The sequence below is a fragment of the Streptomyces sp. NPDC052109 genome (assembly GCF_040680195.1).
GTDB lineage: Bacteria > Actinomycetota > Actinomycetes > Streptomycetales > Streptomycetaceae > Streptomyces.
On sequence record NZ_JBFAWF010000002.1, the window covers coordinates 369,043 to 392,279 of the forward strand.

Genomic DNA, 23,237 nt, shown 5'->3' on the forward strand with positions numbered 1-23,237 from the left:
GCCGACCCGCCGGGAACCGGTCCCGCGTGACGGACCCCACCCGCCGCCCTGTTCAAACTCCGTTAACAATGGACTGTGATCTCACCGGTCTCCTCGATGCCCCGGAGCGCCCACCGGCACAGGCCGGAGGCGACTCCCTACGTCGACCTCACCCGCGCCGAGTGGAGCGCGCTGCGCGACAAGACGCCGCTGCCGCTCACCGCCGAGGAGGTGGAGAAGCTGCGCGGTCTGGGCGATGTGATCGACCTGGACGAGGTGCGGGACATCTACCTCCCGCTCTCCCGGCTCCTCAACCTCTACGTCGGCGCCACGGACGGACTCAGAGGCGCGCTGAACACCTTCCTCGGCGAGCAGGGCTCCCAGTCCGGCACCCCGTTCGTCATAGGCGTCGCCGGCTCGGTCGCCGTGGGCAAGTCCACGGTCGCCCGTCTCCTCCAGGCCCTGCTCTCCCGCTGGCCGGAGCACCCGCGGGTGGAGCTGGTCACGACGGACGGGTTCCTGCTGCCCACCAAGGAACTGGAGGCCCGCGGCCTGATGTCGCGGAAAGGATTCCCCGAGTCCTACGACCGCCGGGCCCTGACCCGCTTCGTCGCCGACATCAAGGCGGGGAAGGACGAGGTCACCGCCCCCGTCTACTCCCACCTCATCTACGACATCGTGCGCGACCGGAGGCTCACGGTCCGCCGCCCCGACATCCTGATCGTCGAGGGCCTGAACGTGCTGCAGCCCGCCCTGCCCGGCAAGGACGGCCGCACCCGGGTCGGTCTCGCCGACTACTTCGACTTCAGCGTGTACGTCGACGCGAGCGCCGAGGACATCGAGCGCTGGTACCTCAACCGCTTCAAGAAGCTGCGCCAGACCGCCTTCCAGAACCCGGACTCGTACTTCCGCAAGTACACCCAGGTCTCCGAGGAGGAGGCCCTCGACTACGCCCGCACCCTGTGGCGGACGATCAACAAGCCCAACCTGGTCGAGAACATCGCCCCCACCCGCGGCCGCGCCACGCTGGTCGTCCGCAAGGGACCGGACCACAAGGTCCAGCGCCTGCGGCTGCGCAAGCTGTAGGCCGTCTAGGACAGGTGCTTCACCTCGCAGTCCCCGGCGATGCTGTCGCCGGGGACTGCGAACACCGTGCCGTTGCCGCCGCTGGTGGTCACGGAGTCGATGCCGGTGCCGGCGTCGACGACGCTGTTGACCGGGACGCTGGCCACAGCGGTGTCGTGCATGTCACCCAGTTGGACGCCGGGCTGGTGACGGTGGCGAGGAGGCCGCAGTCGGCACTGTTGGCGGACACCCGGGTACAGCCCGGGCCGACGGCGACGCCCGCGGTGTCCGGAGGATGGGTGGTTGTTGGACACGGAGGTCGTGACGTGGTTCTGCACGCCGCTGCGCGCCTGGAGCCCGGCGAAGCCGCCGAAGATGCGGTACGCCGTGGAGCCCGGCGTCCGGGCGGCGGCGGCCGGGCCGGCGGACGAGGCGACGACGAGACCCGCCACGAGAACCGGGCCGGCCGCTCGCTTCAGTGTGCTGAGCACGATCGTCATGGAGTTGCTCCTCCATCGAGGGGGAGCCGCGCGACGCGGCCTCGAGGCCAGAGAAACAGCCGGTGAGGAACGCACTTTTCGCTACGCCTTGGGGATCATCCCAGGGCCGACTTCACCGCGTCGGCCAGCCGCCCGGCCACCGACCGCGCCTGGTCGATGTCCGCCGCCTCGACCATCACCCGTACCAACGGCTCGGTCCCGGACGGCCGCAGCAACACCCGCCCGGTCTCGCCGAGTTCATGCTCGGCGTCGGCAACGGCGGCAGCCAGGTCGGCGGACGTCCCCACCCGCGACTTGTCCACGTCGGGCACATTGATCAGCACCTGCGGCAGCCGCTCCATCACCGACGCCAGCTCCCGCAGCGACCGCCCGGTCTCCGCGACGCGAGCGGCCAGCAGCAGGCCGGTCAGCGTGCCGTCACCGGTCGTCGCGTGATCGAGGATGATCACGTGCCCGGACTGCTCACCGCCCAGGGCGTAGTCGTGCTCCTTCATCTCCTCGAGCACATACCGGTCGCCGACGGCCGTCTGCACGAGCCGGATCCCGGCCCTCTCCATCGCCAGCTTGAAGCCGAGGTTGGACATCACCGTGGCGACGACCGTGTCGGAGCGCAGCGCGGAGCGCTCCCGCATGGCCAGCGCGAGCACCGACAGGATCTGGTCGCCGTCGACCTCCTCGCCGGTGTGGTCCACGGCCAGGCACCGGTCGGCGTCGCCGTCGTGCGCGATGCCCAGGTCCGCGCGGTGCTCGACGACCGCGGCCTTCAGCTTCTCGAGATGGGTCGAGCCGCACCCGTCGTTGATGTTGAGCCCGTCCGGCTCCGCACCGATGGTGACGACCTCGGCGCCCGCCCGGGCGAACGCCTCCGGCGAGGCCCCCGAGGCCGCGCCGTGCGCTTCGTCCAGGACGATCCTCAGACCGTCGAGCCGGTTGGGCAGGACGGACAGCAGATGACCGACGTACTGCTCGGAGCCCTCGTCGTACGAGCGCACCCGGCCCACCCCGGCGCCCGTCGGGCGCTCCCAGGGCTCACCGTGCCGGTGGGACTCGTACACGGCCTCGATCCTGTCCTCCAGCTCGTCGGCGAGCTTGTGGCCGCCCCGGGCGAAGAACTTGACGCCGTTGTCCGGCATGGCGTTGTGGCTGGCGGAGAGCATCACGCCCAGGTCGGCGCCGAGCGCACCGGTGAGGTACGCCACCGCCGGGGTCGGCAGCACACCGACGCGCAGCACGTCCACGCCCGCACTGGCCAGGCCCGCGACCACCGCCGCCTCCAGGAACTCCCCGGACGCCCGCGGGTCCCGTCCGACCACCGCCTTCGGCTTGTGGCCCTCGAACGTGCCCGCCTCGGCCAGCACGTGGGCCGCCGCGACGGACAGGCCGAGCGCCATCTCGGCCGTCAGGTCCGCGTTGGCGACACCGCGCACGCCGTCCGTGCCGAAGAGTCGTCCCACTTGTCCTCCATCCGATCACACAAGCCTTTGAGCACCCGAGCGTCTTGTGTCGTTATACGCCCTCGGCTGAGATAAACGAACGCCCCGACGGCACAGGTGGCGTGCCGCCGGGGCGTTCGGAGTACGAGCAGGCGACCCTTAGCGCTTGCTGTACTGCGGAGCCTTGCGGGCCTTCTTCAGACCGGCCTTCTTCCGCTCGACCGCGCGGTCGTCGCGGCGCAGGAAGCCGGCCTTCTTCAGCGGGCCGCGGTTGTTGTCGACGTCGGCCTCGTTCAGGGCACGGGCGACACCGAGACGGAGGGCACCGGCCTGACCGGAGACACCGCCACCCGCGATGCGGGCGATGACGTCGTAACGGCCGTCGAGCTCGAGCACCTTGAAGGGCTCGTTGACTTCCTGCTGGTGCACCTTGTTCGGGAAGTAGTCCTCGAGGGTGCGACCGTTGATCTTCCACTTGCCGGTGCCCGGAACGATCCGGACGCGGGCGATGGCGTTCTTGCGGCGGCCCAGGCCGGCGGCCGGCTGGGGCTCACCGAAGCGCGAGGCGAGGGACTCGGAGGTGTACTCACCCTCCACCGGAACCTCGGACTCGGTGGTGTAGCTGTCGATGTCAAGCTCTTCGAGCGGCTGCTCGGCAGTGGTCTCGGCCACGATTCTCCTCAGATTCTCTTCAGTCTTAGGGGGTGGCCGGACTTACTGCGCGACCTGGGTGATCTCGAACGGCACCGGCTGCTGGGCAGCGTGCGGGTGCTGGTCGCCCGAGTAGACCTTCAGCTTGGAGAGCATCTGACGGCCCAGGGTGTTCTTGGGGAGCATGCCCTTGACGGCCTTCTCGACGGCCTTCTCGGGGTTCTTGTCGAGCAGCTCGTCGTAGCGGACGGAGCGCAGACCACCCGGGTAGCCGGAGTGGCGGTACGCCATCTTCTGGGTCCGCTTGTTGCCGGACAGGTGCACCTTGTCGGCGTTGATGATGATGACGAAGTCACCAGCGTCGACGTGCGGCGCGTAGATCGGCTTGTGCTTGCCCCGGAGAAGGGTCGCTGCGGTGGTGGCGAGACGGCCCAGGACAACGTCCTGAGCGTCGATGACGTGCCACTGGCGCGTCACATCGCCGGGCTTGGGGCTGTACGTACGCACGGTTCGTAGCCTTCGCTTCGAGTGAATGGTCCTGAACAGGTCACCGAAACGATCACGACAGCCTTGACGGCACCGCGGTGACGCAAACCGCGTGCTGGTCGCTGGTCATCGGCCCGGTGGACCGGTGTAAGGGCCCGTCCCGTGAGAATGAGCAAGCCAATACACAACGAAGAAGCAGGTTACCTGCAGGGCCCCGGCAGGGTCAAAACGAGGCGCTTCCCGCTTATGTCGTCGGACAAACGTGGCATGCCGCCCGACGCACTCCGGCACCCTCCGGCCCCCGTCTAAGATGCGCCCCATGAGTTACGGGCAGGGGGGACCCCAGTCTCAGTGGGATCCCTGGAAACCGCATTCCCAGCAACAGCCCTGGAACGGCGGCGGTGACGACGGTGCCCCGGACTGGGCCGCGCTCGCCGAGGCCTCGGAGTCCCGCAACAAGCGCCGCAAGCTGCTGTTCATAGCCGGCGGGGCGCTCGCCACGGTGGCGATAGGCACCGCGGTCGCCATGGCGGTGGTCTCCGCGAACAGCGGCAACGACGCTCACGGCACGCCCACCAACCTCCCCGCCGGCGCCTCGGTGCCCAGCGGCTCGGCCACGCCGTCCTTCGCGCCCACCAGCGCCCCGCCGCCACTGGACCCGAGGGACTTCATAGCCAGCGCCAAGAAGGACACCGCCCCGCTCAGCGCCGACACCCTCTTCCCGGGGACCCAGCTGACCATGGGCGACACGGTGTACAAGAAGGGCGCCACGGCCGACACGACCAAGTGCGCGTCCGCCGCCAGCGGCAATCTGCCGAAGATCCTCGGTTCGGGCGGCTGCACCCGCCTGATCCGCGCGACCTACAGCAACGGCGGCATCGCGATCACCGTCGGCGTCGCCGTCTTCGACGACCAGGCGCACGCCACGAAGGTCAGGCAGCAGGCCAAGAAGAGCGCCATGGTGCGCTCCCTGCCCGGCAAGGGCGTCAAGAACTTCTGCGACGCCGCGGTCTGCCTGACGACGACGAACGCCGTCGGCCGCTACACCTACTTCACCACCGGCGGCTTCCTGAGCGGCAAGAACGTCACCAACAAGGACACGAAGGTCTTCACCGCCGGCAACGATCTGCAGCAGTTCGTCTTCAACCAGATCTACCGCCGCGGTCAGGCCCAGGCGTCCGCCGCGGCGAACCGGTAACCGCGGCACCCGCGGAGCGCCATGCGTATGCGAGGGCGGCTCGGGCTGCTGGGGGCCGCGGCCGGAGCGGCGCTGGCCGCCCCCCTGGCGGTGTGGGCCTGGAACGACGGTTCCGGAGACGACGGGCGGGCGCCCGTACCGGTGCCGACCGACCTGGGCCACCGTGACCCGCGGGCCACCCCCGCCGCGCGCCGGGTGTACGCGTTGCTGGCCGGACTGGAGAACGACGCGCGCCGGGGCCGGCCGGGCCGGACCGTGCTCGGGCAGCACGTGGAACTGCACAACGAGCGGTACAACGCGGAGTACGGCGACTACCGGGGCACCAAGCAGCCGGGCTACTACTACCGCAAGGTCCAGGACATCACCGGCCGCCTGCCCGGCTTCGTGGAACTCGACCTGGGGCCGGGGTACGGGCAGCCGGGCTGGGCGGTGGGTGAGGCGCGGTCCTACTCGCACGCCTGGCCGAGCTGCCGGCGCATGTGGGGCTACGCGGAGGACGCCGTCGACCTCGCCGTGGGCGTGTGGGCGGGGCTGCCCCGGGCGGCCGACGGTTCGTACCGCCCGTCGGGCACGCACATGGACTGCGCCTCCGGCACGGAGGTCGCCCTCCCGCACAACGGCGGCGCCCCGGCGGGCATGGTCGGCTTCTCCTTCCACCAGCCCTATCCCGGCAGTCCGGTCAAGGGCTTCGCGCAGACCCTGCACGGCAACTCGCCCGGCGCGGGGGATCCCGGCTGGTTCGGCCGGGTGGTCACCGAGGGCACGGACGAGCACGGGGCCCTGCTGCACGACCTCGCCTACCTGGCCGACCACCTCGGCTACCTGGCCGCCCGGGGTGTACCGGTGCTGCTGCGGCCGTACCACGAGATGAACACCGCACCCGGCCACGGTTTCTGGTGGGCGGGACAGGACCCGGCGGCGTACCGCAAGCTGTGGCGGCTCACCCACGACTTCCTGGTGCACCGGCGCGGCCTGCACAACCTGGTCTTCGTCTGGGCCCCGAACTCCTGGAACGGCCCCTACGGCACACCGCCCGGCCGCTACTACCCGGGCGGCGCGTACGTGGACGTCGTGGGCGTCGACGACTACAGCGGAAGCCCGGAGCGGCCGTACGGGAGCGGCGCCTGGACCGAGGTCTGGTATCGCGGTCTGGAGCGGTACGCCCGGCCCCGGATCGTCGCCGAGTCCTTCCACGTGCCCCTCAACGCGCACCAGCCCGACACCCTGTCCCGCACACCGTGGGTGCTCTGGACGGTGTGGGGGCAGGCGCTGACGTACGACAACGTCAGCGAGCCGCGGCACAAGAACACCGCGGCCGACGTGAAACGGACGTACACCTCGCCGCAGGTGATCACCGCCGAAGAGTGGCGGTCACTCCTCAAGACGGCACATGGCCACCAGCCGCCACTTGGTTAAGTTTTGAACACACCATCTCCATGGTGTTCCCTTACCTCGCACATACATGTAAGGATCAGCCATCTGTTCGGCCAGTGGTTTGGGCGCCTGGGGGGGCATCTGAGCGGCGAGTGGCCGAGACGCCGAAGAAGGCGTCGGGGGGCAGGAAACCCTGAGTAAGTGTGCCGTGACGCGCTTTCGCGCCGCGGTCGAGATCTGCCGCCGCCTCGACGCGCCAACCGATCTCACGGGGAGTTCCGCAGTCGTCATGGCATCGACACTGGTCGACGGGGGGATGCCGCATTCGCGGCACAGCACCAAGCTGGCGAAACGCACCGCCGCGTGGAAACCGGGCATTCTGCCGTTCCTGATCCCGCTGGTCCTTCTGACCCTCTTCAGCCTGTGGTCGTACACGCCCAGCCACTCACCGCTGGCCTGGCTGATCACCATCTGCTGGGCCCTTCCGGTGCCGGGTGTGCTGGTGTCGATCCAGGGCTTCGTCCTCATCCGGCGCCGGCTGCGCAGGGCACATCTGATGACCCCGCCGGCCCCGGTCGAGCAGGACTCCCTGATCGTGCTGGTGCCGACCATCGGGCGCCACGACACCTACCCGGCCCTGGAGCGCTCCGTCCTCTCGTACGTGGAGCACCTGCCGGAGTGGTTCCCGTACATGCGCGTGGACGTCCTCACCGAGGAGGGCTGCGAAGCCGCCGAGCGCATCGACGAGCTGGCCGCGACCAGCCCCCTGATCCGCGTGGTCACGGTTCCGAAGGCCTACCAGACCAAGAACGGCACCCGCTTCAAGGCCCGCGCCAACAACTACGCCCATGAGCTGCGCATCGAGGAGGGCGAGGCCCTGGAGAACGTCTGGGTGCTGCACATGGACGACGACACCGGCGTCGGCCCCGACACCTCGGCTTCCCTCGCCCAGTTCATCAACCGCCAGCGCCGTGCGACCCCGGAAGAGGTCAAGCACATGGCGCAGGGCATCCTGACCTACCCGCGCGAGAACGCGGTGAGCATGGTCACCTGGTTCGCGGACGCCATCCGCCCCGCCGACGACATCGCCCGGTTCCGCGCCTTCACCGGCCTCGGCACCCCGGCCGCCGGCGTGCACGGCGAGCTGCTCGTCATCCGCGCCTCGATCGAGGCCGAGATCGGCTGGGACTTCGGTCCCAAGGAGATCGTCGAGGACGCCCGGCTGGCGCTGACCTTCTGCCGCCTCTACCCGGGCCGCAGCGACTGGTTCAACGGCCGGTGCTACGGCGCCTCGCCCGCCAACGCCAAGGACTTCGTCAAGCAGCGCGAGCGCTGGGCATGGGGGCTGGTCGCCCTCTGCTTCAACCGCCAGGTGCCGTTGCGCTACCGCTGGTTCCTGACCATCTGCGTGACGAGCTGGATCCTCGGCCCGCTGCAGCACGTCGGCACGATCCTGTTCGTGGCCTGGTTCATCGGCGACATGAACACCTCGCCCGTGACCCAGTCCGTGGTCATCCTCTGGTCGATCAGCTTCGCCTATGTGATCTGGGCGTACTGGGAAGGGCTGCGGCTCAACGCCATCGCCTCGGTGAACGGCAGACGCAAGTGGTGGGAGCCACTCGTGGTCCTCGTGATGCTGCCCTACTTCTCCCTCATCGAGGGGCTCGGCGGCATCAAGGGCCTGTGGAAGTTCATCCGCCGCGAGGAGAACAAGTTCGTCGTCATCGCCAAGCCCGCCTGACCCGGAAGAGATCTCACACCCATGAAGCGCGCACGCCTGCCCATGCTCGCCGTGCTCCCCGTCACCGTCATCGCCTTCGTGGTCGCGGTCCCCTTCGTGTTCGGCAACCACCCGCTGCAGTGGTCGTCGGGCTCGCTCGTACCCCACCTGGTGCTCGACGGCAGGGAACAGCCCCGGACGACCGGCTCCGGGGGCAGTCACGGCAAGACCTCCGCCGCGCCCTCGTCGACCCCCGAGGTCGCCAGGGTGGACAAGGCGTGGAAGCCGGGCATGCCCCAGTGGGGCGCCCAGCTGTACTGGGAGGACAACCCCAGGCATTCCCTCGCCTACGTCGAGAAGCAGGCCCGGCTGCACGCGAACTACCTGGTCGGCCTGCACGCCAACTCCGTCAGCGTGTCCTTCCCGTTCTTCACCCGTAACCGCGCCTCGACGAAGATCAGCCGGGGCGACAAGACCCCGGCCCCGGACCGGCTGGCCCGCGTCCTGGAGATCTTCCACGAGGCCGGGCTGCGCACCACCATCCGGCCGCTGATGGACGAGCACTCCCTGAAGGCCGAGGACGGCTGGCGCGGCAACATCAAGCCGGCCGACCGGGACGCCTGGTTCGCCTCCTACGAGAAGTTCGTCACCCCGTATCTGAAGGCGGCGGAGAGCGAGAAGGCGACCACGTTCGTCATCGGCACCGAGCTGAACTCCCTGGAGGGCGACCCCCACTGGGAGACCGTCGTGGACGACGCCGAGAAGCTGTTCAGCGGCGAGGTCGCCTACGACGCGAACTGGGACAACTACGTCCAGGGCCCGGTGGTCATGCCGGTCAGTCACCTCGGCATCGACGCCTACTTCCCGATCAAGGTCGGCGACGACGCCTCGGTGGACACCCTGGCCGCCGGCTGGAACAGGTGGCTGGACAGGAAGGCCGCCGGTCCCCTGCCCAAGATCACCGTCGCGGAGGCCGGCATCGGCGCCATGAAGGGCGCCTACCACGCCCCCGGAGACTTCTACACCAAGCGGACGGTCGACCCTCAGGTGCAGGCCAACTGGTACACGGCCGTGTGCCGGGTGGTCCAGGAACGGAAGATGAGCGGCGTCTACTGGTGGTCGATCTACTTCGACGACGACCCGAACACCAAGCCCGACGACAAGGTCGCCTCCCGGCTCGACTTCGCCGGCCGTCCCCTCACCGAGAAGGCGATCAGGGCCTGCTTCACCTCCGACTACGCAGGACCCGGGACCCAGACCACCAGCTGACCGAGCGAGGCACACATGCAGGAAGCCATCATCCTCGTGGGCGGCAAGGGAACCCGCCTGCGCCCCCTGACCAACCACACCCCGAAGCCGCTCCTCGACGTCGCCGGCTCCTCCTTCATCCGCCACCAGGTGGCCAAGCTGGTGGACGCGGGCATCGAGCACCTGGTGTTCGCCACGTCCTATCTGGCCGCCCTCTTCGAGGAGGAGTTCCGGGATTTCTCCCAGGACCTGAAGATCTCCTACGCCGTCGAGGAGGTCCCGCTCGGCACGGGCGGGGCGATCCGCAACGCGGGACGGCTGCTGCGTGGCGGGGCCGACGCGCCGGTCCTGGTCCTCAACGGCGACATCCTCTCCGGCGTGCACCTGCGCGGCATCCTGGCCCACCACGAGGCCACCGAGGCGGACGTGACGCTGCACCTCACCCGCGTCGCCGACCCCCGCGCCTTCGGCCTCGTCCCCACCGACGAGAGCGGCCGGGTGCTGTCCTTCCTGGAGAAGCCCAAGACCCCGGCGGAGATCGTCACCGACCAGATCAACGCCGGCTGCTACGTCTTCCGTCGCTCCGTCCTGGACGCCATCCCGGGCGATCGGGAGGTCTCCGTCGAGCAGGAGACCTTCCCGCAGCTCGTCGCCGGGGGCGGACGCGTCTTCGGCCACGTCACGGACGACTACTGGCGTGACCTCGGCACCCCGCTCGCCTTCGTGCACGGGTCCGCCGACCTGGTCACCGGCAGGGCGACCTCGCCGCTGGTGGGGCCGCCGGCCGAGGCCCTGATCCATCCCACGGCCACCGTCGACGCGACCGCCCGCGTCACGGGCGGCTCGACCATCGGCCCGCACGCCGTGATCGGCCCGCGGGTGGTCGTCGACCGCTCCATCGTCGGCGCGAACGTCACCGTGGCCGAGGGCGCGCAGATCCACGAGTCGGTGGTCGACCACGACTCCTCGATCGGCAGCGAATCGTTCCTTCGCGAGGTCGTGGTCGGCTGCCACTCGCACGTCGGCGCGCAGAACGAGCTGCCCGCCCAGCTGCGGCTCGCCTGCGGCATCCGCATTCCCTCCCTGGGAGTACGGATGAGCGGCACCGCCACCGCCTGTCCGACGGCCCACTGAGAGATCCGGCCCGGCCGGACAGCGACAGGAGAGACGTGACCACCCATCAAGCCACCGCGACAAGCGACACGACGCGGCCGCCCGGGCACCGGCCGGACCAGCACCGCCGAAGAGCCCCGAAGGAAGACCGGCTGCGCAAGTACCGGCCCGACCTTCAGGGCCTGCGCGCCGTCGCGATCACGATGGTCGTCTGCGTACACACAGGCATCCTCGGCATCCACGGTGGCGTCGACGTCAGCTTCACGCTCAGCGGCTTCCTCATCGGCAGCCAGCTCCTTGCGGAGATCGACAAGACCGGCAAGGTGTCGCTCGGCAGGTTCTGGGCCCGCCGGTTCCGGCGGCTGGCCCCGGGGGCCGCCCTCACCATCATCGTGACGGCCGTGGTGGCCTGGGTCTACGCCAGCCCGCTCAGGTTCCGCAGCTACATGCAGGACGGCTTCGCCGCCTCGCTGAGCTTCATCAACTGGCGCCAGGCCGAGAACGGCACCGACTACTTCGCCGCCGACGGCAGCCAGTCGCCGTACCAGCACTTCTGGTCGCTGAGCATCGAGGAGCAGTTCTACCTCCTCGCGCCGATCGCGCTCGTCGTCGTCGCCTGGCTCAGCCGGGTCATCTTCCGCAACCGCTTCCTGGTCGGGCTGTTCCTGGCCGCCGTGATCAGCGGTTCGCTCTATCTGTCGGTCACGACGACCCAGACGAACCAGCCGCTGGCCTACTTCGGCACCCCGACCCGCGTGTGGGAACTGGCCGTCGGCGTCTTCGTCGCCCTCAACGCCCGGTTCCTGTCACGCATGTACCAGGGCCTCGCGGCCGTCCTCAGCTGGGTGGGACTCGGCACCGTACTGGTCACCGCGTCCCTCATCACCGAGCAGACCCCCTTGCCCGGATACGCGGTGGGCGGCCCCGTGCTCGGCGCCGCCCTGATCATGGCAGGCGGCTGTGCCAACCCTCGCCTCGGCGCCGAGCGCCTCCTCGACAACCCCGTCTTCAATTTCGTCGGCAATGCGAGCTACGGCTGGTATCTCTGGCACTGGCCGCTGCTGATCCTCTGGTCGGACATCGTCGGCCATGAGATCACCTACTCCGACCGCTTCCGCGTCGCCTCAGGCTCCTTCGTGCTCGCCGTCGCCGGGCACTATGTGATCGAACGACGTCTGAAGGCCAACGCCAGGCTCGTTCAGATCCCGTGGCGCGGCATCCTGACCGGCCTGACCCTGACCGCCACCGCGGCCGTCGCCATGATCCTCGCCATAAGGGTGGTACCGCTCAACCTGGACACGGCCGCCGGCGCCGCGAGAGGGAGCTCCGTCGGGTACGCCGACGAGAAGTCGGTGAAGCAGGCCGTGCTCCAGAAGGATCTCTCCGCCACCGCGCAGAGCATCCTCCCGGGAGCTCCCAAGGACACGACCCACTACGGCTGCATCGACAACACCGACGTCAAGAAGTTCGTCATGCGTGACAACTGCGTGATCGGGGACAAGCAGGGCAAGCGCTCGATCGTTGTCATCGGAGACTCCCACGCCTGGCAGTGGGGCGACGCCTTCGAGAGCCTCGGGAAATCGCTGCACGTGAAGGTGGTGACCATGGCGAAGGGCGGCTGCTCCCCCGAGGTGTACGCCATCAAGAACCCCGAGCTGAACCGCGAGTACTCCGAGTGCGACAGCTGGCGGCAATCGGCGTTCAAGAGCATCGACGACCTCAAGCCCGACGTGATCGTCGTCACCAGCCGCATCCGGCAGGAAGTGACCGAGAAGGGCGCCGAGCAGGCCTTCAAGGTTCTCGAGGCCTCCGGTGCCAAGCTCGTCTACATCACGGACACCCCTCAGCCCGGCCGGAACGTACCCGACTGCCTCGCCACCCACATCCACGAGGTCTCCGCCTGCAACCCCGCCGAGGACAAGGCCGTCGAATTCCCTGACTTCCGTGCCGTGGAGCAGAAGGTCGCCGAGCGCCACGGTGCCGAGGTCCTCGACTCACTACCCGCGTTCTGCGCAGACGACGTCTGCCCGACGGTGATCGCCGACCAGATCGTCTACTTCGACAACAGTCACATGACGGGGGCCTACGCGAGGTCGCTGGCACCCTTTCTCAAGCCGACCATTCAGAAAGCCCTGGCCGGCTGAGGTCCGCCGTCAGTGAACCTTCCCCCGTACCCGGCGGGCCTGCCTCTGCCTCTCCAGCAGCATCTCGTCCGCCGGGTAGGCGACCTCCTCCAGGGTCAGCCCGTGCGGGCGGACGACGTGGACGGCGCTGTCCCTGACACCGGCGTCGAGGACGCGCCGCGGCCACTGCACATCGCGGTGGCCGTCGCCGACGAACAGCAGCGCGCCCACCATGGAGCGCACCTGGTTGTGGCAGAAGGCGTCCGCCCGGACCTCGATCTCGATGACGCCGTCCGCGCGCCGGACCACGCCGAAGTCGAGGATCTCCCGGATCGTGGTCGCACCCTCCCGTTTCTTGGCGTACGCCGCGAAGTCGTGCTCGCCGACCAGGGACTTGGCGGCGGCGTCCATCACGGCGACGTCCAGCGGCCAGTCGTGCCACAGCACATGGTTGCGCAGCAGCGGGTCCACGCCGCCGGGGTTGTCGGTGACGCGGTAGACGTAGCGCCGCCAGATCGCGGCGAACCGCGCGTCGAAACCCGCGGGCGCCTCCCGCAGGGCCCACACCCGCACGTCCCTGGGCAGCCGCCCGGCGAGACGCTTGAGCAGCTTTCCGCTCTGCTCCGCCCAGACCCCCCGGGGCAGATCCACATGGGCGACCTGGCCCCGGGCGTGCACCCCGGCGTCGGTGCGCCCGGCCACGGTCAGCTCGAACGTCTCCGGCGACCGCGTCACCGTGCGCAGCGCGTCCTCGACCTCCGCCTGGACCGTCCGCCGGCCGCCGGCCTGCTTGGCCCAGCCGTGGAAGTCGGTGCCGTCGTAGGAGAGGTCGAGGCGGATGCGGACGTCACCGGGCTGTACTTCACTCACGAACAGATCCTCTCAAGCTCGGGCTCCTGTCAGGGAAGTGCCTGCTCGGAAACGGGAAAGCGGGCCCGCCCCTAGGGGCGGGCCCGCTCTCCGCGTCAGGCAGAGCCTCAGGCGTCCTTCGACTCCTCGGCAGCGGCCTCCTCGGCCGGCGCCTCGGTGGTCTCGGCAGCCTTGGCCTCGTCGGCCTCCTTGACCGCACGCTTGGTGGCGGCCTCGGCCTCACCCACGGCCTTCTGCTGCACCGTCAGCGCCTCGACCAGCTCGATGACGGCCATGGGCGCGTTGTCGCCACGGCGGTTACCGATCTTGGTGATGCGGGTGTAGCCACCCGGACGGTTCTCGTACCGCGGGCCGATCTCGGTGAAGAGCGTGTGGACGATGCCCTTGTCCGTGATGACCTGGAGCACCTGACGGCGGTTGTGAAGGTCGCCCTTCTTCGCCTTGGTGATCAGACGCTCGGCGTACGGGCGCAGGCGGCGGGCCTTCGCCTCGGTGGTGGTGATACGGCCATGCTCGAAGAGGCTCTTCGCCAGGTTCGCGAGGAGCAGCTTCTCGTGCGCGGCGCTGCCGCCCAGACGGGCACCCTTGGTGGGCTTCGGCATTGTTCTTCTCCTGTGTGTCTGCCCCGGCCGTGTCAGGTACCGGGGTCAGTATCCGAGCAGGCGGTTGCCTGTCGGAGATCCGGCCGCTTTCCCAAGCACCGGAGGTCCGCGCCCCCGAAGGGGCGCGGGGAGCCGCGCGACCGGCCGCAACCGGCCCGCAGCCACGATCCAGCCGTCGAGCCCGAGCTCTTAGTACTGCTCGGTCTCCACGAAACCGGCGTCCGCGTCGTCGTCGGCCCCGAAGGCGTCGGCGGCGGCGGTCGGGTCGAATCCGGGCGGGCTGTCCTTCAGGGCCAGGCCCATGCCGGCCAGCTTCGCCTTGACCTCGTCGATGGACTTCGCACCGAAGTTGCGGATGTCCAGCAGGTCGGCCTCGGAGCGGGCGACGAGCTCACCCACGGAGTGGATGCCCTCACGCTTGAGGCAGTTGTAGGAGCGGACCGTGAGCTCCAGCTCCTCGATCGGCAGCGCGAGGTCGGCGGCCAGGGCGGCGTCCGTCGGGGACGGGCCCATGTCGATGCCCTCGGCGTCGATGTTGAGCTCGCGAGCCAGACCGAACAGCTCGACCAGGGTCTTACCGGCCGACGCCATGGCGTCACGCGGACGCATGGCCTGCTTGGTCTCGACGTCGACGATCAGCTTGTCGAAGTCGGTGCGCTGCTCGACACGCGTGGCCTCGACCTTGTACGTGACCTTCAGAACCGGCGAGTAGATGGAGTCGACCGGGATACGGCCGATCTCCTGGCCCACCTGCTTGTTCTGCACGGCGGAGACGTAACCGCGGCCGCGCTCGACCGTCAGCTCCATCTCCAGCTTGCCCTTGCCGTTGAGCGTGGCGAGGACGAGGTCGGGGTTGTGCACCTCGACACCGGCCGGGGGCGCGATGTCGGCGGCGGTGACCAGACCCGGGCCCTGCTTGCGCAGGTACATCACGACCGGCTCGTCGTGCTCCGAGGAGACGACCAGCTGCTTGATGTTGAGGATCAGGTCGGTGACGTCCTCCTTGACGCCCGGCACGGTGGTGAACTCGTGCAGGACGCCGTCGATGCGGATGCTGGTGACAGCAGCGCCGGGGATCGACGACAGGAGGGTGCGGCGGAGGGAGTTGCCGAGGGTGTAGCCGAAGCCCGGCTCCAGCGGCTCGATGACGAACCGGGAGCGGAACTCGTCGACGACCTCTTCGGTCAACGAGGGACGCTGAGCGATCAGCATGTGTGGATCAGATCCTTCATTCGTGGACGCCCGCTATTTGACGTCCGACGGAAACCGCACCCGTGAGAAGTGCGGGTACTGCAAAGGGTACGGGCGATACGCCCCTTACGGAGCCGTACCGCCCGAACCCTGAGCCGAACGAAGGCCGTGCGTCAGACGCGGCGGCGCTTCGGCGGACGGCAGCCGTTGTGCGGGGTCGGGGTGACGTCCTGGATGGAGCCGACCTCGAGGCCCGTGGCCTGCAGGGAGCGGATCGCGGTCTCACGACCGGAGCCCGGGCCCTTGACGAACACGTCGACCTTGCGCATGCCGTGCTCCTGGGCGCGGCGGGCAGCCGACTCGGCGGCCATCTGCGCGGCGAACGGCGTGGACTTCCGGGAACCCTTGAAGCCGACGTGGCCGGCGGAGGCCCAGGAGATCACGTTGCCCGAGGGGTCCGTGATCGAGACGATCGTGTTGTTGAACGTGCTCTTGATGTGCGCGTGGCCGTGAGCGACGTTCTTCTTTTCCTTGCGGCGCACCTTCTTGGCAGCGCCCTGACGTCCCTTGGGGGGCATCTACTAACTCCTACGGGAGGTGGTCGGTCCTACAGCGAAGACCGTGGACAGGTGTCCGCTGCGGACTACTTCTTGCCCGGCTTCTTCTTGCCGGCGATGGCGCGACGCGGGCCCTTGCGGGTACGAGCGTTGGTGCTGGTGCGCTGACCGCGGACGGGCAGACCGCGACGGTGACGGAGACCCTGGTAGCAGCCGATCTCGACCTTGCGGCGGATGTCGGCCTGGATCTCGCGACGGAGGTCACCCTCGGTCTTGATGTTGTTGTCGACGTACTCGCGGATCGCGACCAGCTGCTCTTCGCTCAGGTCACGAACGCGGGTGTTCGGGTCGACGCCGGTCGCAGCCAGCGTCTCCTTCGAGAGGGTCCGGCCGATGCCGAACACGTAGGTGAGGGCGACCTCCACGCGCTTTTCGCGCGGGATGTCAACACCGGAAACGCGTGCCATTCAATGGCTCCTGGTGATCTTCGGAGGTCTTCCGCAGAACCGGATCCCGGCCGCCGTACGAGGTACGAACCGGGTCCCCGGCCTCCGAACCGGGGGTGTCGAGCTGGATGGCTCGGGTTCTGCGTATGAACATATTCAGCTCGCGTCGCGCGAATCTCTGCGATAGAGGTGCAGAGGGTGATGGTCGTGCGTCAGCCCTGGCGCTGCTTGTGGCGCGGGTTCTCGCAGATGACCATGACCCGGCCGTGACGGCGGATCACCCTGCACTTGTCGCAGATCTTCTTGACGCTCGGCTTGACCTTCATGGGATTGAGGTTCTCCGGGTCAGTGCCACCACCCCGCCTAGGACGGGATGCGGGCAAGATCTACTTGTACCGGTAGACGATCCGGCCACGCGTCAGGTCGTACGGAGACAACTCCACCACGACCCGGTCGTCAGGGAGGATGCGGATGTAGTGCATACGCATCTTGCCGCTGATGTGTGCCAGGACCTGGTGGCCGTTCTGGAGCTCGACCTTGAACATGGCGTTCGGCAGAGACTCGACGACAGTGCCCTCGATCTCGATGGCACCTTGCTTCTTGGCCACGCTTCGCCCTTCGAATCGACTACCTTGATCGACTCCCGTCGCAGTCTCAAGCTTGAGGGCATGAGGATGCACGAGAGCCGACGAGTCAGTCTACGTCGGCGCACCGGGAAAGGCGAATCGAGGAAGTCTGCCCCACGAGGGAGATCACCATGCGGGCGGGTGTTCTCTTGAGCGAGCGGATCCGGTGCGGCCGCTCGTCATGCGAGCGGGTCCGGTGCGGCAGCGATGCCGTACTCGGCGAGCTTGGCCTTGCCGCCGTCGGGGGCCGTCAGGACCAGCGGGCCCTGCTCGGTGAGGGCGACCGAGTGCTCCCAGTGCGAGGACCAGGTGCCGTCGGTGGTGATGACCGTCCAGTCGTCCGAGAGCACCTCGGTGCGCGGCGTGCCCAGGGAGACCATCGGCTCGATGGCCAGGCAGAAGCCGGGCACCAGCTTGGGGCCCTTGCCGCGGCGCCGGTCGACGTAGTTCAGCAGGTGCGGGTCCATGTGCATCTCGGTGCCGATGCCGTGGCCGCCGTAGTCCTCGATGATCCCGTACCTGCCGCCGCCCGGCTTCGGCTGGCGGCGGATGTACGTCTCGATCGCGCGGGAGACGTCGACCAGGCGGTTGCCCTGCTTCATGGCCGCGATGCCGGCCCACATCGACTCCTCGGTCACCCGGGAGAGCTCGATCAGCTCCGGGGCGTGACCGGAGCCCACGAAGGCCGTGTAGGCCGCGTCGCCGTGCCAGCCGTCGAGGATCGCGCCGCAGTCGATGGAGATGATGTCGCCGTCCTTCAGGACGACGTCCTCGGAGGGGATGCCGTGGACGACCACGTCGTTCACGGAGGTGCAGATGGTCGCGGGGAAGCCGCCGTAGCCCAGGAAGTTCGACTTGGCGCCGTGCTCGGCGAGGACCTTGCGGGCGACCTCGTCCAGATCCCTGGTGGAGGCGCCGGGCACCGCGGCCTCGCGAGTGGCCGCGTGGATGGCGGCTACGACCAGGCCCGCCGCACGCATCTTCGCGATCTGCTCGGGGGTCTTGATCTGCACCATGGGGGGCCTGCGCTCTCCGTCACTCGCATCGGCTGGGTGTCTGTACAACAGTACGGCCGCGGCGCCCGGGGGGGGCACCGCGGCCTGAGGAGCCGGGATCCTAGCTCTCGGCCTTCTCGCGCTTGAGGGCCTCCAGAGCCCGCTGCGTGATCTCGTCCACGGGGCCCAGGGCGGAGATCGTCACGACCAGGCCCTGCGCCTTGTAGTAGTCGATGATCGGCTCGGTCTGCGTGTGGTAGACCTCGAGCCGCTTGCGGACGGTGTCCTCGGAGTCGTCGTCGCGCTGGTACAGCTCACCGCCACAGACGTCGCACACGCCCTCCTTCTTCGGCGGGCTGTACGTCACGTGGAATACGTGCGACGACTCGTTGCGGCAGATGCGCCGGCCGGCGATCCGCTTGACGACCTCGTCCTCCGGGACCTCCAGGTCCAGGACGGCGTCGAGGTTGATGCCCTCGGTCTCCAGGAGCTCGTCCAGCGCCTCGGCCTGCGAGACGTTGCGCGGGAAGCCGTCCAGCAGGAAGCCGCTCTCGGCGTCCGGCTGCTCCATGCGGTCCTTGGCCATCGCGATGGTGACCTCGTCGGGGACGAGGTTGCCGGCGTCCATGTAGGACTTCGCGAGCTTGCCGAGCTCGGTCTGCTGGCTGATGTTGGCCCGGAACAGGTCGCCCGTGGAGATGTGCGGGATGGCCAGCTTCTCGGCGAGGCGGACGGCTTGCGTTCCCTTACCGGCACCCGGCGGCCCGACGAGGACGATACGCATCAGCGGAGGAACCCTTCGTAATTGCGCTGCTGGAGCTGGCTCTCGATCTGCTTCACCGTCTCGAGACCGACACCCACGATGATCAGGATGCTGGTTCCGCCGAACGGGAAGTTGTTCGTCGCCCCGAACCCGACCAACGCCATTGTTGGCACGAGAGCAATCAGACCCAGATACAGCGAACCCGGCCAGGTGATCCGGTTGAGCACGTAGCTGAGGTACTCAGCCGTCGGTCGGCCAGCCCGGATGCCCGGGATGAAGCCACCATACTTCTTCATGTTGTCGGCGACTTCCTCGGGGTTGAAGGAGATCGCCACGTAGAAGAACGCGAAGAAAACGATGAGCAAGAAGTACAGAGTGATGTAAATCGGGTGGTCGCCCTTGGTCAGGTTCTGGGTGATCCAGGTCTTCCAGCCCGAGTTGCCCCCCGCGAACTGCGCCACGAGCGCCGGGATGTAGAGCAGCGAGGAGGCGAAGATGACGGGAATCACACCCGCCTGGTTCACCTTGAGCGGGATGTACGTGGACGTACCACCGTAGGAACGACGGCCGATCATGCGTTTGGCGTACTGCACCGGGATACGGCGCTGGGCCTGCTCGACGAAGACCACGAGCGCGACCATCACCAGGCCGACCAGGATCACCGTGCCGAACTCGATCCAGCCGCCGGCCAGGGTGCCCTGCTTCTTGATCGCCCACAGCGCGGACGGGAAGGTCGCGGCGATCGAGATGAACATCAGGATCGACATGCCGTTGCCGATGCCGCGGTCGGTGATCAGCTCACCGAGCCACATCACCACGGCCGTACCGGCGGTCATGCAGACGACCATGGTGATCGTCGTGAAGATCGCCTGGTCCGGAACGATGCTCGTGGCGACCGAGCAGCCGTTGAAGAGCGCGCCGCTGCGTGCGGTGGCGACCAGGCCGGTGCCCTGCAGGATGGCGAGGGCCACGGTCAGGTAGCGGGTGTACTGCGTGATCTTCGCCGTACCGGCCTGGCCCTCCTTCTTCAGGGCTTCCAGGCGCGGGATGACCACGGTCAGCAGCTGAAGAATGATGCTGGCCGTGATGTACGGCATGATGCCGAGCGCGAAGACCGTGATCTGCAGCAGCGCACCGCCGCTGAACATGTTCACGAGACCGAAGAGGCCCTGGTTGGCCCCCGCCTCGGTCACACACTGCTGGACGGCCTTGTAGTTGACGCCGGGGATCGGAATGTGGGTACCGACCCGGTAGACCACGATGATGGCCAGCGTGAAGAGCAGCTTCTTGCGCAGGTCGGGCGTCCTGAACGCCCGGGCGAACGCGGTGAGCACGGTGCCTCCTGCGACCCCCGCGCCAGTGCGTCAAGGGTGACGGTCTTGAGGTTCGACGGATACAGACGAATAGCTAACGGTCAACTGCCGCTCAGGGTGCCCCATGGGAAGCACCCGGTGAAAGTAGGCAGTGCTGGCCACCTTACCGGCGAGAGCACCGACCGTGGAACGACCGACCGGGGATACCCCTTTTGTGGGGTATCCCCGGTCGGGATCGCTCACGTCATCGAGAAGTCCGAGGAACTCAGACCAGCTCGGTGACCGTACCGCCGGCGGCGGTGATCTTCTCCTTGGCGGAGCCGGAGACGGCGTCGACCGTCACCTGCAGCGCCACGGAGATCTCGCCCTGGCCGAGGACCTTGACGAGGCTGTTCTTGCGAACGGCACCCTTGGCCACCAGACCCTCGACGGTGACCTCGCCACCCTCGGGGTAGAGCGCGGCCAGCTTGTCGAGGTTCACGACCTGGTACTCGGTCTTGAACGGGTTCTTGAAGCCCTTCAGCTTCGGGAGGCGCATGTGCAGCGGCATCTGGCCACCCTCGAAGCGCTCCGGAACCTGGTAGCGGGCCTTGGTGCCCTTGGTACCACGACCGGCCGTCTTACCCTTCGACGCCTCACCACGACCCACACGGGTCTTGGCGGTCTTGGCGCCCGGGGCGGGACGGAGGTTGTGGATCTTCAGCGGGTTCTGCTCCGCCATGATCAGTCGACCTCCTCGACCGTCACGAGGTGGCGGACGGTGTGCACCATGCCGCGGAACTCGGGGCGGTCCTCCTTGACGACCACGGTGTTGATCCCCTTGAGACCAAGCGACCGCAGGGTGTCACGGTGGTTCTGCTTGCTGCCGATGTAGGACTTGACCTGCGTGATCTTGAGCTGCGCCATGATTACGCACCCGCCCCGGCACGCGCACGAAGGAGAGCCGCGGGAGCGACGTCCTCGAGCGGCAGACCACGGCGGGCCGCGATCTCCTCGGGACGCTGCAGGCCCTTCAGGGCCTCCACGGTCGCGTGCACGATGTTGATCGCGTTGTCGGAGCCGAGCGACTTCGACAGCACGTCGTGGATACCGGCGCACTCGAGCACGGCACGCACCGGGCCACCGGCGATAACACCGGTACCGGGGGACGCGGGCTTGAGCAGGACGACGCCGGCAGCCTTCTCACCCTGGATCGGGTGCGGGATGGTGCCCTGGATCCGGGGGACCTTGAAGAAGTGCTTCTTGGCCTCCTCAACGCCCTTGGCGATGGCGGCCGGCACCTCCTTGGCCTTGCCGTATCCGACACCCACGGTGCCGTCACCGTCGCCCACCACGACCAGCGCGGTGAAGCTGAAGCGACGACCACCCTTCACAACCTTGGCGACGCGGTTGATCGCGACGACGCGCTCAACGTACGCGGTCTTCTCGGCGGCAGCAGCGCCGCCGTCACGGCCCTTCCGGTCCCGCCGCTCGCCGCCACCGGCACCGCCACCGCGGCGCTGGGGTCCAGCCATTGGATTTACCTCTCTCTTTTCCGCTAGCTACGGCGGCTCAGAACCTGAGCCCGGCCTCGCGGGCGGCGTCCGCCAGGGCGGCGATGCGCCCGGCGTACTGGTTGCCACCACGGTCGAACACGACGGCCTCGACACCGGCGGCCTTGGCACGCTCGGCGACCAGGGCGCCGACCTGCTTGGCCTGCGCGGACTTGTCGGACTCGCCACCACGGATCGACGCGTCCAGCGTGGACGCCGACGCCAGGGTGTGGCCCTTCAGGTCGTCGATCACCTGCGCCACGATGTGGCGGTTGGAGCGGGTCACGACCAGACGGGGGCGCTCCGCCGTACCGGAGATCCGCTTGCGGATCCGGATGTGACGGCGCTTGATCGCGGCGCGCTTGTAGGCGTCGCCCTTGAGGATCTTCTGCCCGTATGCCATGGCTTACTTACCCGCCTTTCCGACCTTGCGGCGGATGACTTCGCCCTCGTACTTGACGCCCTTGGCCTTGTACGGGTCGGGCTTGCGCAGCTTGCGGATGTTGGCCGCAACCTCGCCGACCTTCTGCTTGTCGATGCCCTCGACCGAGAAACGGGTCGGGGACTCCACCTTGAAGGAGATGCCTTCGGGGGCCTCGACCAGGATCGGGTGGCTGTAACCGAGAGCGAACTCCAGGTTCGAACCCTTGGCGGTCACTCGGTAACCGACACCGCTGATCTCGAGCTTCTTCACGTAACCCTGGGTCACGCCGGTGATCATGTTCGCCACCAGCGTGCGGGAGAGGCCGTGCAGGGCCTTGCTCTGACGCTCGTCGTTCGGGCGGGTCACCTGCAGGGTGCCGTCCTCGCCCTTAGCGATGTCGATCGGAGCCGCGACGGTGTGGGTCAGCGCGCCCTTGGGGCCCTTGACCGAGACCGTACGGCCGTCGATGGTGACGTCCACGCCGGCGGGAACCGCGATGGGGAGCTTGCCGATGCGCGACATAGCTGTTTCCTCCGTTCCCTTCTGCTACCAGACGTAGGCGAGGACTTCCCCACCCACGCCCTTCTTGCCGGCCTGCTTGTCGGTGAGGAGCCCGTGCGACGTGGAGATGATCGCCACGCCGAGGCCGCCCAGCACCTTCGGCAGGTTGGTGGACTTCGCGTACACCCGGAGACCGGGCTTGGAGATCCGCTTGATGCCCGCGATGGAGCGCTCACGGTTCGGGCCGAACTTCAGCTCGAGAACGAGGTTCTTGCCGACCTCGGCGTCCTCGATCTTCCAGCCCGTGATGAAGCCCTCCTGCTGGAGGATCTCCGCGATGTGCGACTTGATCTTGGACGCCGGCATCGTCACGGAGTCGTGGTACGCCGAGTTCGCGTTCCGCAGACGCGTCAGCATGTCTGCGATCGGATCAGTCATGGTCATGAATTGGCCTTCGGCCTCTCTCGCCGGGGTTTCCTGGTGCGCCATCCCTCTCCCCGATCCGAGACGGGACGGGTGCGGCGCGG

General features: G+C 68.3%; 27 protein-coding genes. 7 read left to right on the plus strand and 20 right to left on the minus strand.

What is annotated here, in order from left to right; genetic code table 11:
* The first annotated feature begins 75 nt into the window (after positions 1–75).
* Positions 76–1,065: a type I pantothenate kinase gene (gene coaA, locus AB0L59_RS07195; protein WP_365580323.1), complete on the plus strand. Its 990-nt coding sequence runs from the start codon at positions 76–78 to the stop codon at positions 1,063–1,065.
* A gap of 5 nt (positions 1,066–1,070) precedes the next feature.
* Here the strand turns inward: coaA and AB0L59_RS07200 are convergent, their stop codons facing one another.
* The 4 genes from AB0L59_RS07200 to rplM all read right to left on the minus strand — a co-directional run bounded on the left by AB0L59_RS07200 (position 1,071) and on the right by rplM (position 4,135).
* Positions 1,071–1,544 (minus strand): hypothetical protein, encoded by a 474-nt coding sequence (locus AB0L59_RS07200; RefSeq protein WP_365580325.1) that lies wholly within the window; start codon positions 1,542–1,544, stop codon positions 1,071–1,073.
* 95 nt (positions 1,545–1,639) lie between these two features.
* On the minus strand, positions 1,640–2,998 hold the full coding sequence (glmM, locus tag AB0L59_RS07205; RefSeq protein WP_365580328.1) for a phosphoglucosamine mutase: 1,359 nt from the start codon (positions 2,996–2,998) through the stop codon (positions 1,640–1,642).
* A gap of 138 nt (positions 2,999–3,136) precedes the next feature.
* A complete protein-coding gene (rpsI, locus tag AB0L59_RS07210) occupies positions 3,137–3,649 on the minus strand; it encodes a 30S ribosomal protein S9 (RefSeq protein ID WP_014674396.1) in 513 nt (170 codons plus the stop codon).
* A 42-nt stretch (positions 3,650–3,691) separates the two neighbouring features.
* Positions 3,692–4,135 carry a 50S ribosomal protein L13 gene (gene rplM / locus AB0L59_RS07215; RefSeq protein WP_365580332.1) on the minus strand — a complete coding sequence of 148 codons (444 nt, stop codon included), beginning with the start codon at positions 4,133–4,135 and terminating at the stop codon, positions 3,692–3,694.
* A gap of 298 nt (positions 4,136–4,433) precedes the next feature.
* Here rplM and AB0L59_RS07220 point away from each other — a divergent pair, with 298 nt between their 5' ends.
* The 6 genes from AB0L59_RS07220 to AB0L59_RS07245 all read left to right on the plus strand — a co-directional run bounded on the left by AB0L59_RS07220 (position 4,434) and on the right by AB0L59_RS07245 (position 12,911).
* Entirely contained in the window at positions 4,434–5,312 is an 879-nt protein-coding gene (locus AB0L59_RS07220; protein ID WP_365580334.1) for a hypothetical protein, read from the plus strand.
* 21 nt (positions 5,313–5,333) lie between these two features.
* The gene (locus AB0L59_RS07225; protein ID WP_365580337.1) at positions 5,334–6,728 is read left to right on the plus strand and encodes a glycosyl hydrolase; all 1,395 of its coding nucleotides are present in this window, start codon (positions 5,334–5,336) and stop codon (positions 6,726–6,728) included.
* 247 nt (positions 6,729–6,975) lie between these two features.
* Positions 6,976–8,427, plus strand: a complete 1,452-nt coding sequence (locus tag AB0L59_RS07230; RefSeq protein ID WP_365580339.1) for a glycosyltransferase family 2 protein — start codon at positions 6,976–6,978, stop codon at positions 8,425–8,427.
* 21 nt (positions 8,428–8,448) lie between these two features.
* On the plus strand, positions 8,449–9,675 hold the full coding sequence (locus AB0L59_RS07235) for a hypothetical protein (protein WP_365580342.1): 1,227 nt from the start codon (positions 8,449–8,451) through the stop codon (positions 9,673–9,675).
* A 15-nt stretch (positions 9,676–9,690) separates the two neighbouring features.
* On the plus strand, positions 9,691–10,788 hold the full coding sequence (locus AB0L59_RS07240) for an NDP-sugar synthase (RefSeq protein ID WP_365580345.1): 1,098 nt from the start codon (positions 9,691–9,693) through the stop codon (positions 10,786–10,788).
* A 35-nt stretch (positions 10,789–10,823) separates the two neighbouring features.
* Positions 10,824–12,911: an acyltransferase family protein gene (locus AB0L59_RS07245; protein ID WP_365580348.1), complete on the plus strand. Its 2,088-nt coding sequence runs from the start codon at positions 10,824–10,826 to the stop codon at positions 12,909–12,911.
* 9 nt (positions 12,912–12,920) lie between these two features.
* On the opposite strand, the gene truA is transcribed toward AB0L59_RS07245, so the two are convergent.
* From truA to rpsH, 16 genes are all read right to left on the minus strand, one after another.
* Positions 12,921–13,760: a tRNA pseudouridine(38-40) synthase TruA gene (gene truA, locus AB0L59_RS07250; RefSeq protein WP_365580351.1), complete on the minus strand. Its 840-nt coding sequence runs from the start codon at positions 13,758–13,760 to the stop codon at positions 12,921–12,923.
* A 107-nt stretch (positions 13,761–13,867) separates the two neighbouring features.
* Entirely contained in the window at positions 13,868–14,362 is a 495-nt protein-coding gene (gene rplQ, locus AB0L59_RS07255) for a 50S ribosomal protein L17 (RefSeq protein ID WP_365580353.1), read from the minus strand.
* Positions 14,363–14,551: 189 nt separating this feature from the next.
* Positions 14,552–15,574: a DNA-directed RNA polymerase subunit alpha gene (locus tag AB0L59_RS07260; protein ID WP_003966937.1), complete on the minus strand. Its 1,023-nt coding sequence runs from the start codon at positions 15,572–15,574 to the stop codon at positions 14,552–14,554.
* Positions 15,575–15,726: 152 nt separating this feature from the next.
* Positions 15,727–16,131 carry a 30S ribosomal protein S11 gene (gene rpsK, locus AB0L59_RS07265; RefSeq protein WP_003956432.1) on the minus strand — a complete coding sequence of 135 codons (405 nt, stop codon included), beginning with the start codon at positions 16,129–16,131 and terminating at the stop codon, positions 15,727–15,729.
* A 65-nt stretch (positions 16,132–16,196) separates the two neighbouring features.
* Complete coding sequence (gene rpsM / locus AB0L59_RS07270) at positions 16,197–16,577, minus strand: 30S ribosomal protein S13 (RefSeq protein ID WP_009300593.1); 381 nt, start codon at positions 16,575–16,577, stop codon at positions 16,197–16,199.
* A 191-nt stretch (positions 16,578–16,768) separates the two neighbouring features.
* Entirely contained in the window at positions 16,769–16,882 is a 114-nt protein-coding gene (gene rpmJ, locus AB0L59_RS07275; protein ID WP_003998809.1) for a 50S ribosomal protein L36, read from the minus strand.
* A 60-nt stretch (positions 16,883–16,942) separates the two neighbouring features.
* Positions 16,943–17,164, minus strand: a complete 222-nt coding sequence (gene infA / locus AB0L59_RS07280; protein ID WP_003948620.1) for a translation initiation factor IF-1 — start codon at positions 17,162–17,164, stop codon at positions 16,943–16,945.
* A 197-nt stretch (positions 17,165–17,361) separates the two neighbouring features.
* The gene (gene map, locus AB0L59_RS07285; protein WP_365580357.1) at positions 17,362–18,198 is read right to left on the minus strand and encodes a type I methionyl aminopeptidase; all 837 of its coding nucleotides are present in this window, start codon (positions 18,196–18,198) and stop codon (positions 17,362–17,364) included.
* Between the two features lie 100 nt (positions 18,199–18,298).
* On the minus strand, positions 18,299–18,961 hold the full coding sequence (locus AB0L59_RS07290; RefSeq protein WP_365580360.1) for an adenylate kinase: 663 nt from the start codon (positions 18,959–18,961) through the stop codon (positions 18,299–18,301).
* On the minus strand, positions 18,961–20,274 hold the full coding sequence (gene secY, locus AB0L59_RS07295; protein WP_365580363.1) for a preprotein translocase subunit SecY: 1,314 nt from the start codon (positions 20,272–20,274) through the stop codon (positions 18,961–18,963). The genes AB0L59_RS07290 and secY overlap by 1 nt, the downstream gene beginning before the upstream one ends.
* 244 nt (positions 20,275–20,518) lie before the next feature.
* The gene (rplO, locus tag AB0L59_RS07300) at positions 20,519–20,974 is read right to left on the minus strand and encodes a 50S ribosomal protein L15 (RefSeq protein ID WP_014674382.1); all 456 of its coding nucleotides are present in this window, start codon (positions 20,972–20,974) and stop codon (positions 20,519–20,521) included.
* Between the two features lie 2 nt (positions 20,975–20,976).
* Complete coding sequence (rpmD, locus tag AB0L59_RS07305; protein ID WP_003998814.1) at positions 20,977–21,159, minus strand: 50S ribosomal protein L30; 183 nt, start codon at positions 21,157–21,159, stop codon at positions 20,977–20,979.
* A gap of 2 nt (positions 21,160–21,161) precedes the next feature.
* Complete coding sequence (rpsE, locus tag AB0L59_RS07310) at positions 21,162–21,767, minus strand: 30S ribosomal protein S5 (RefSeq protein ID WP_009190144.1); 606 nt, start codon at positions 21,765–21,767, stop codon at positions 21,162–21,164.
* A 37-nt stretch (positions 21,768–21,804) separates the two neighbouring features.
* A complete protein-coding gene (gene rplR, locus AB0L59_RS07315; protein ID WP_365332546.1) occupies positions 21,805–22,188 on the minus strand; it encodes a 50S ribosomal protein L18 in 384 nt (127 codons plus the stop codon).
* A gap of 3 nt (positions 22,189–22,191) precedes the next feature.
* On the minus strand, positions 22,192–22,731 hold the full coding sequence (gene rplF, locus AB0L59_RS07320) for a 50S ribosomal protein L6 (RefSeq protein WP_365580367.1): 540 nt from the start codon (positions 22,729–22,731) through the stop codon (positions 22,192–22,194).
* Between the two features lie 24 nt (positions 22,732–22,755).
* Positions 22,756–23,154 carry a 30S ribosomal protein S8 gene (gene rpsH / locus AB0L59_RS07325; protein WP_007494756.1) on the minus strand — a complete coding sequence of 133 codons (399 nt, stop codon included), beginning with the start codon at positions 23,152–23,154 and terminating at the stop codon, positions 22,756–22,758.
* Between the last annotated feature and the right edge of the window lie 83 nt (positions 23,155–23,237).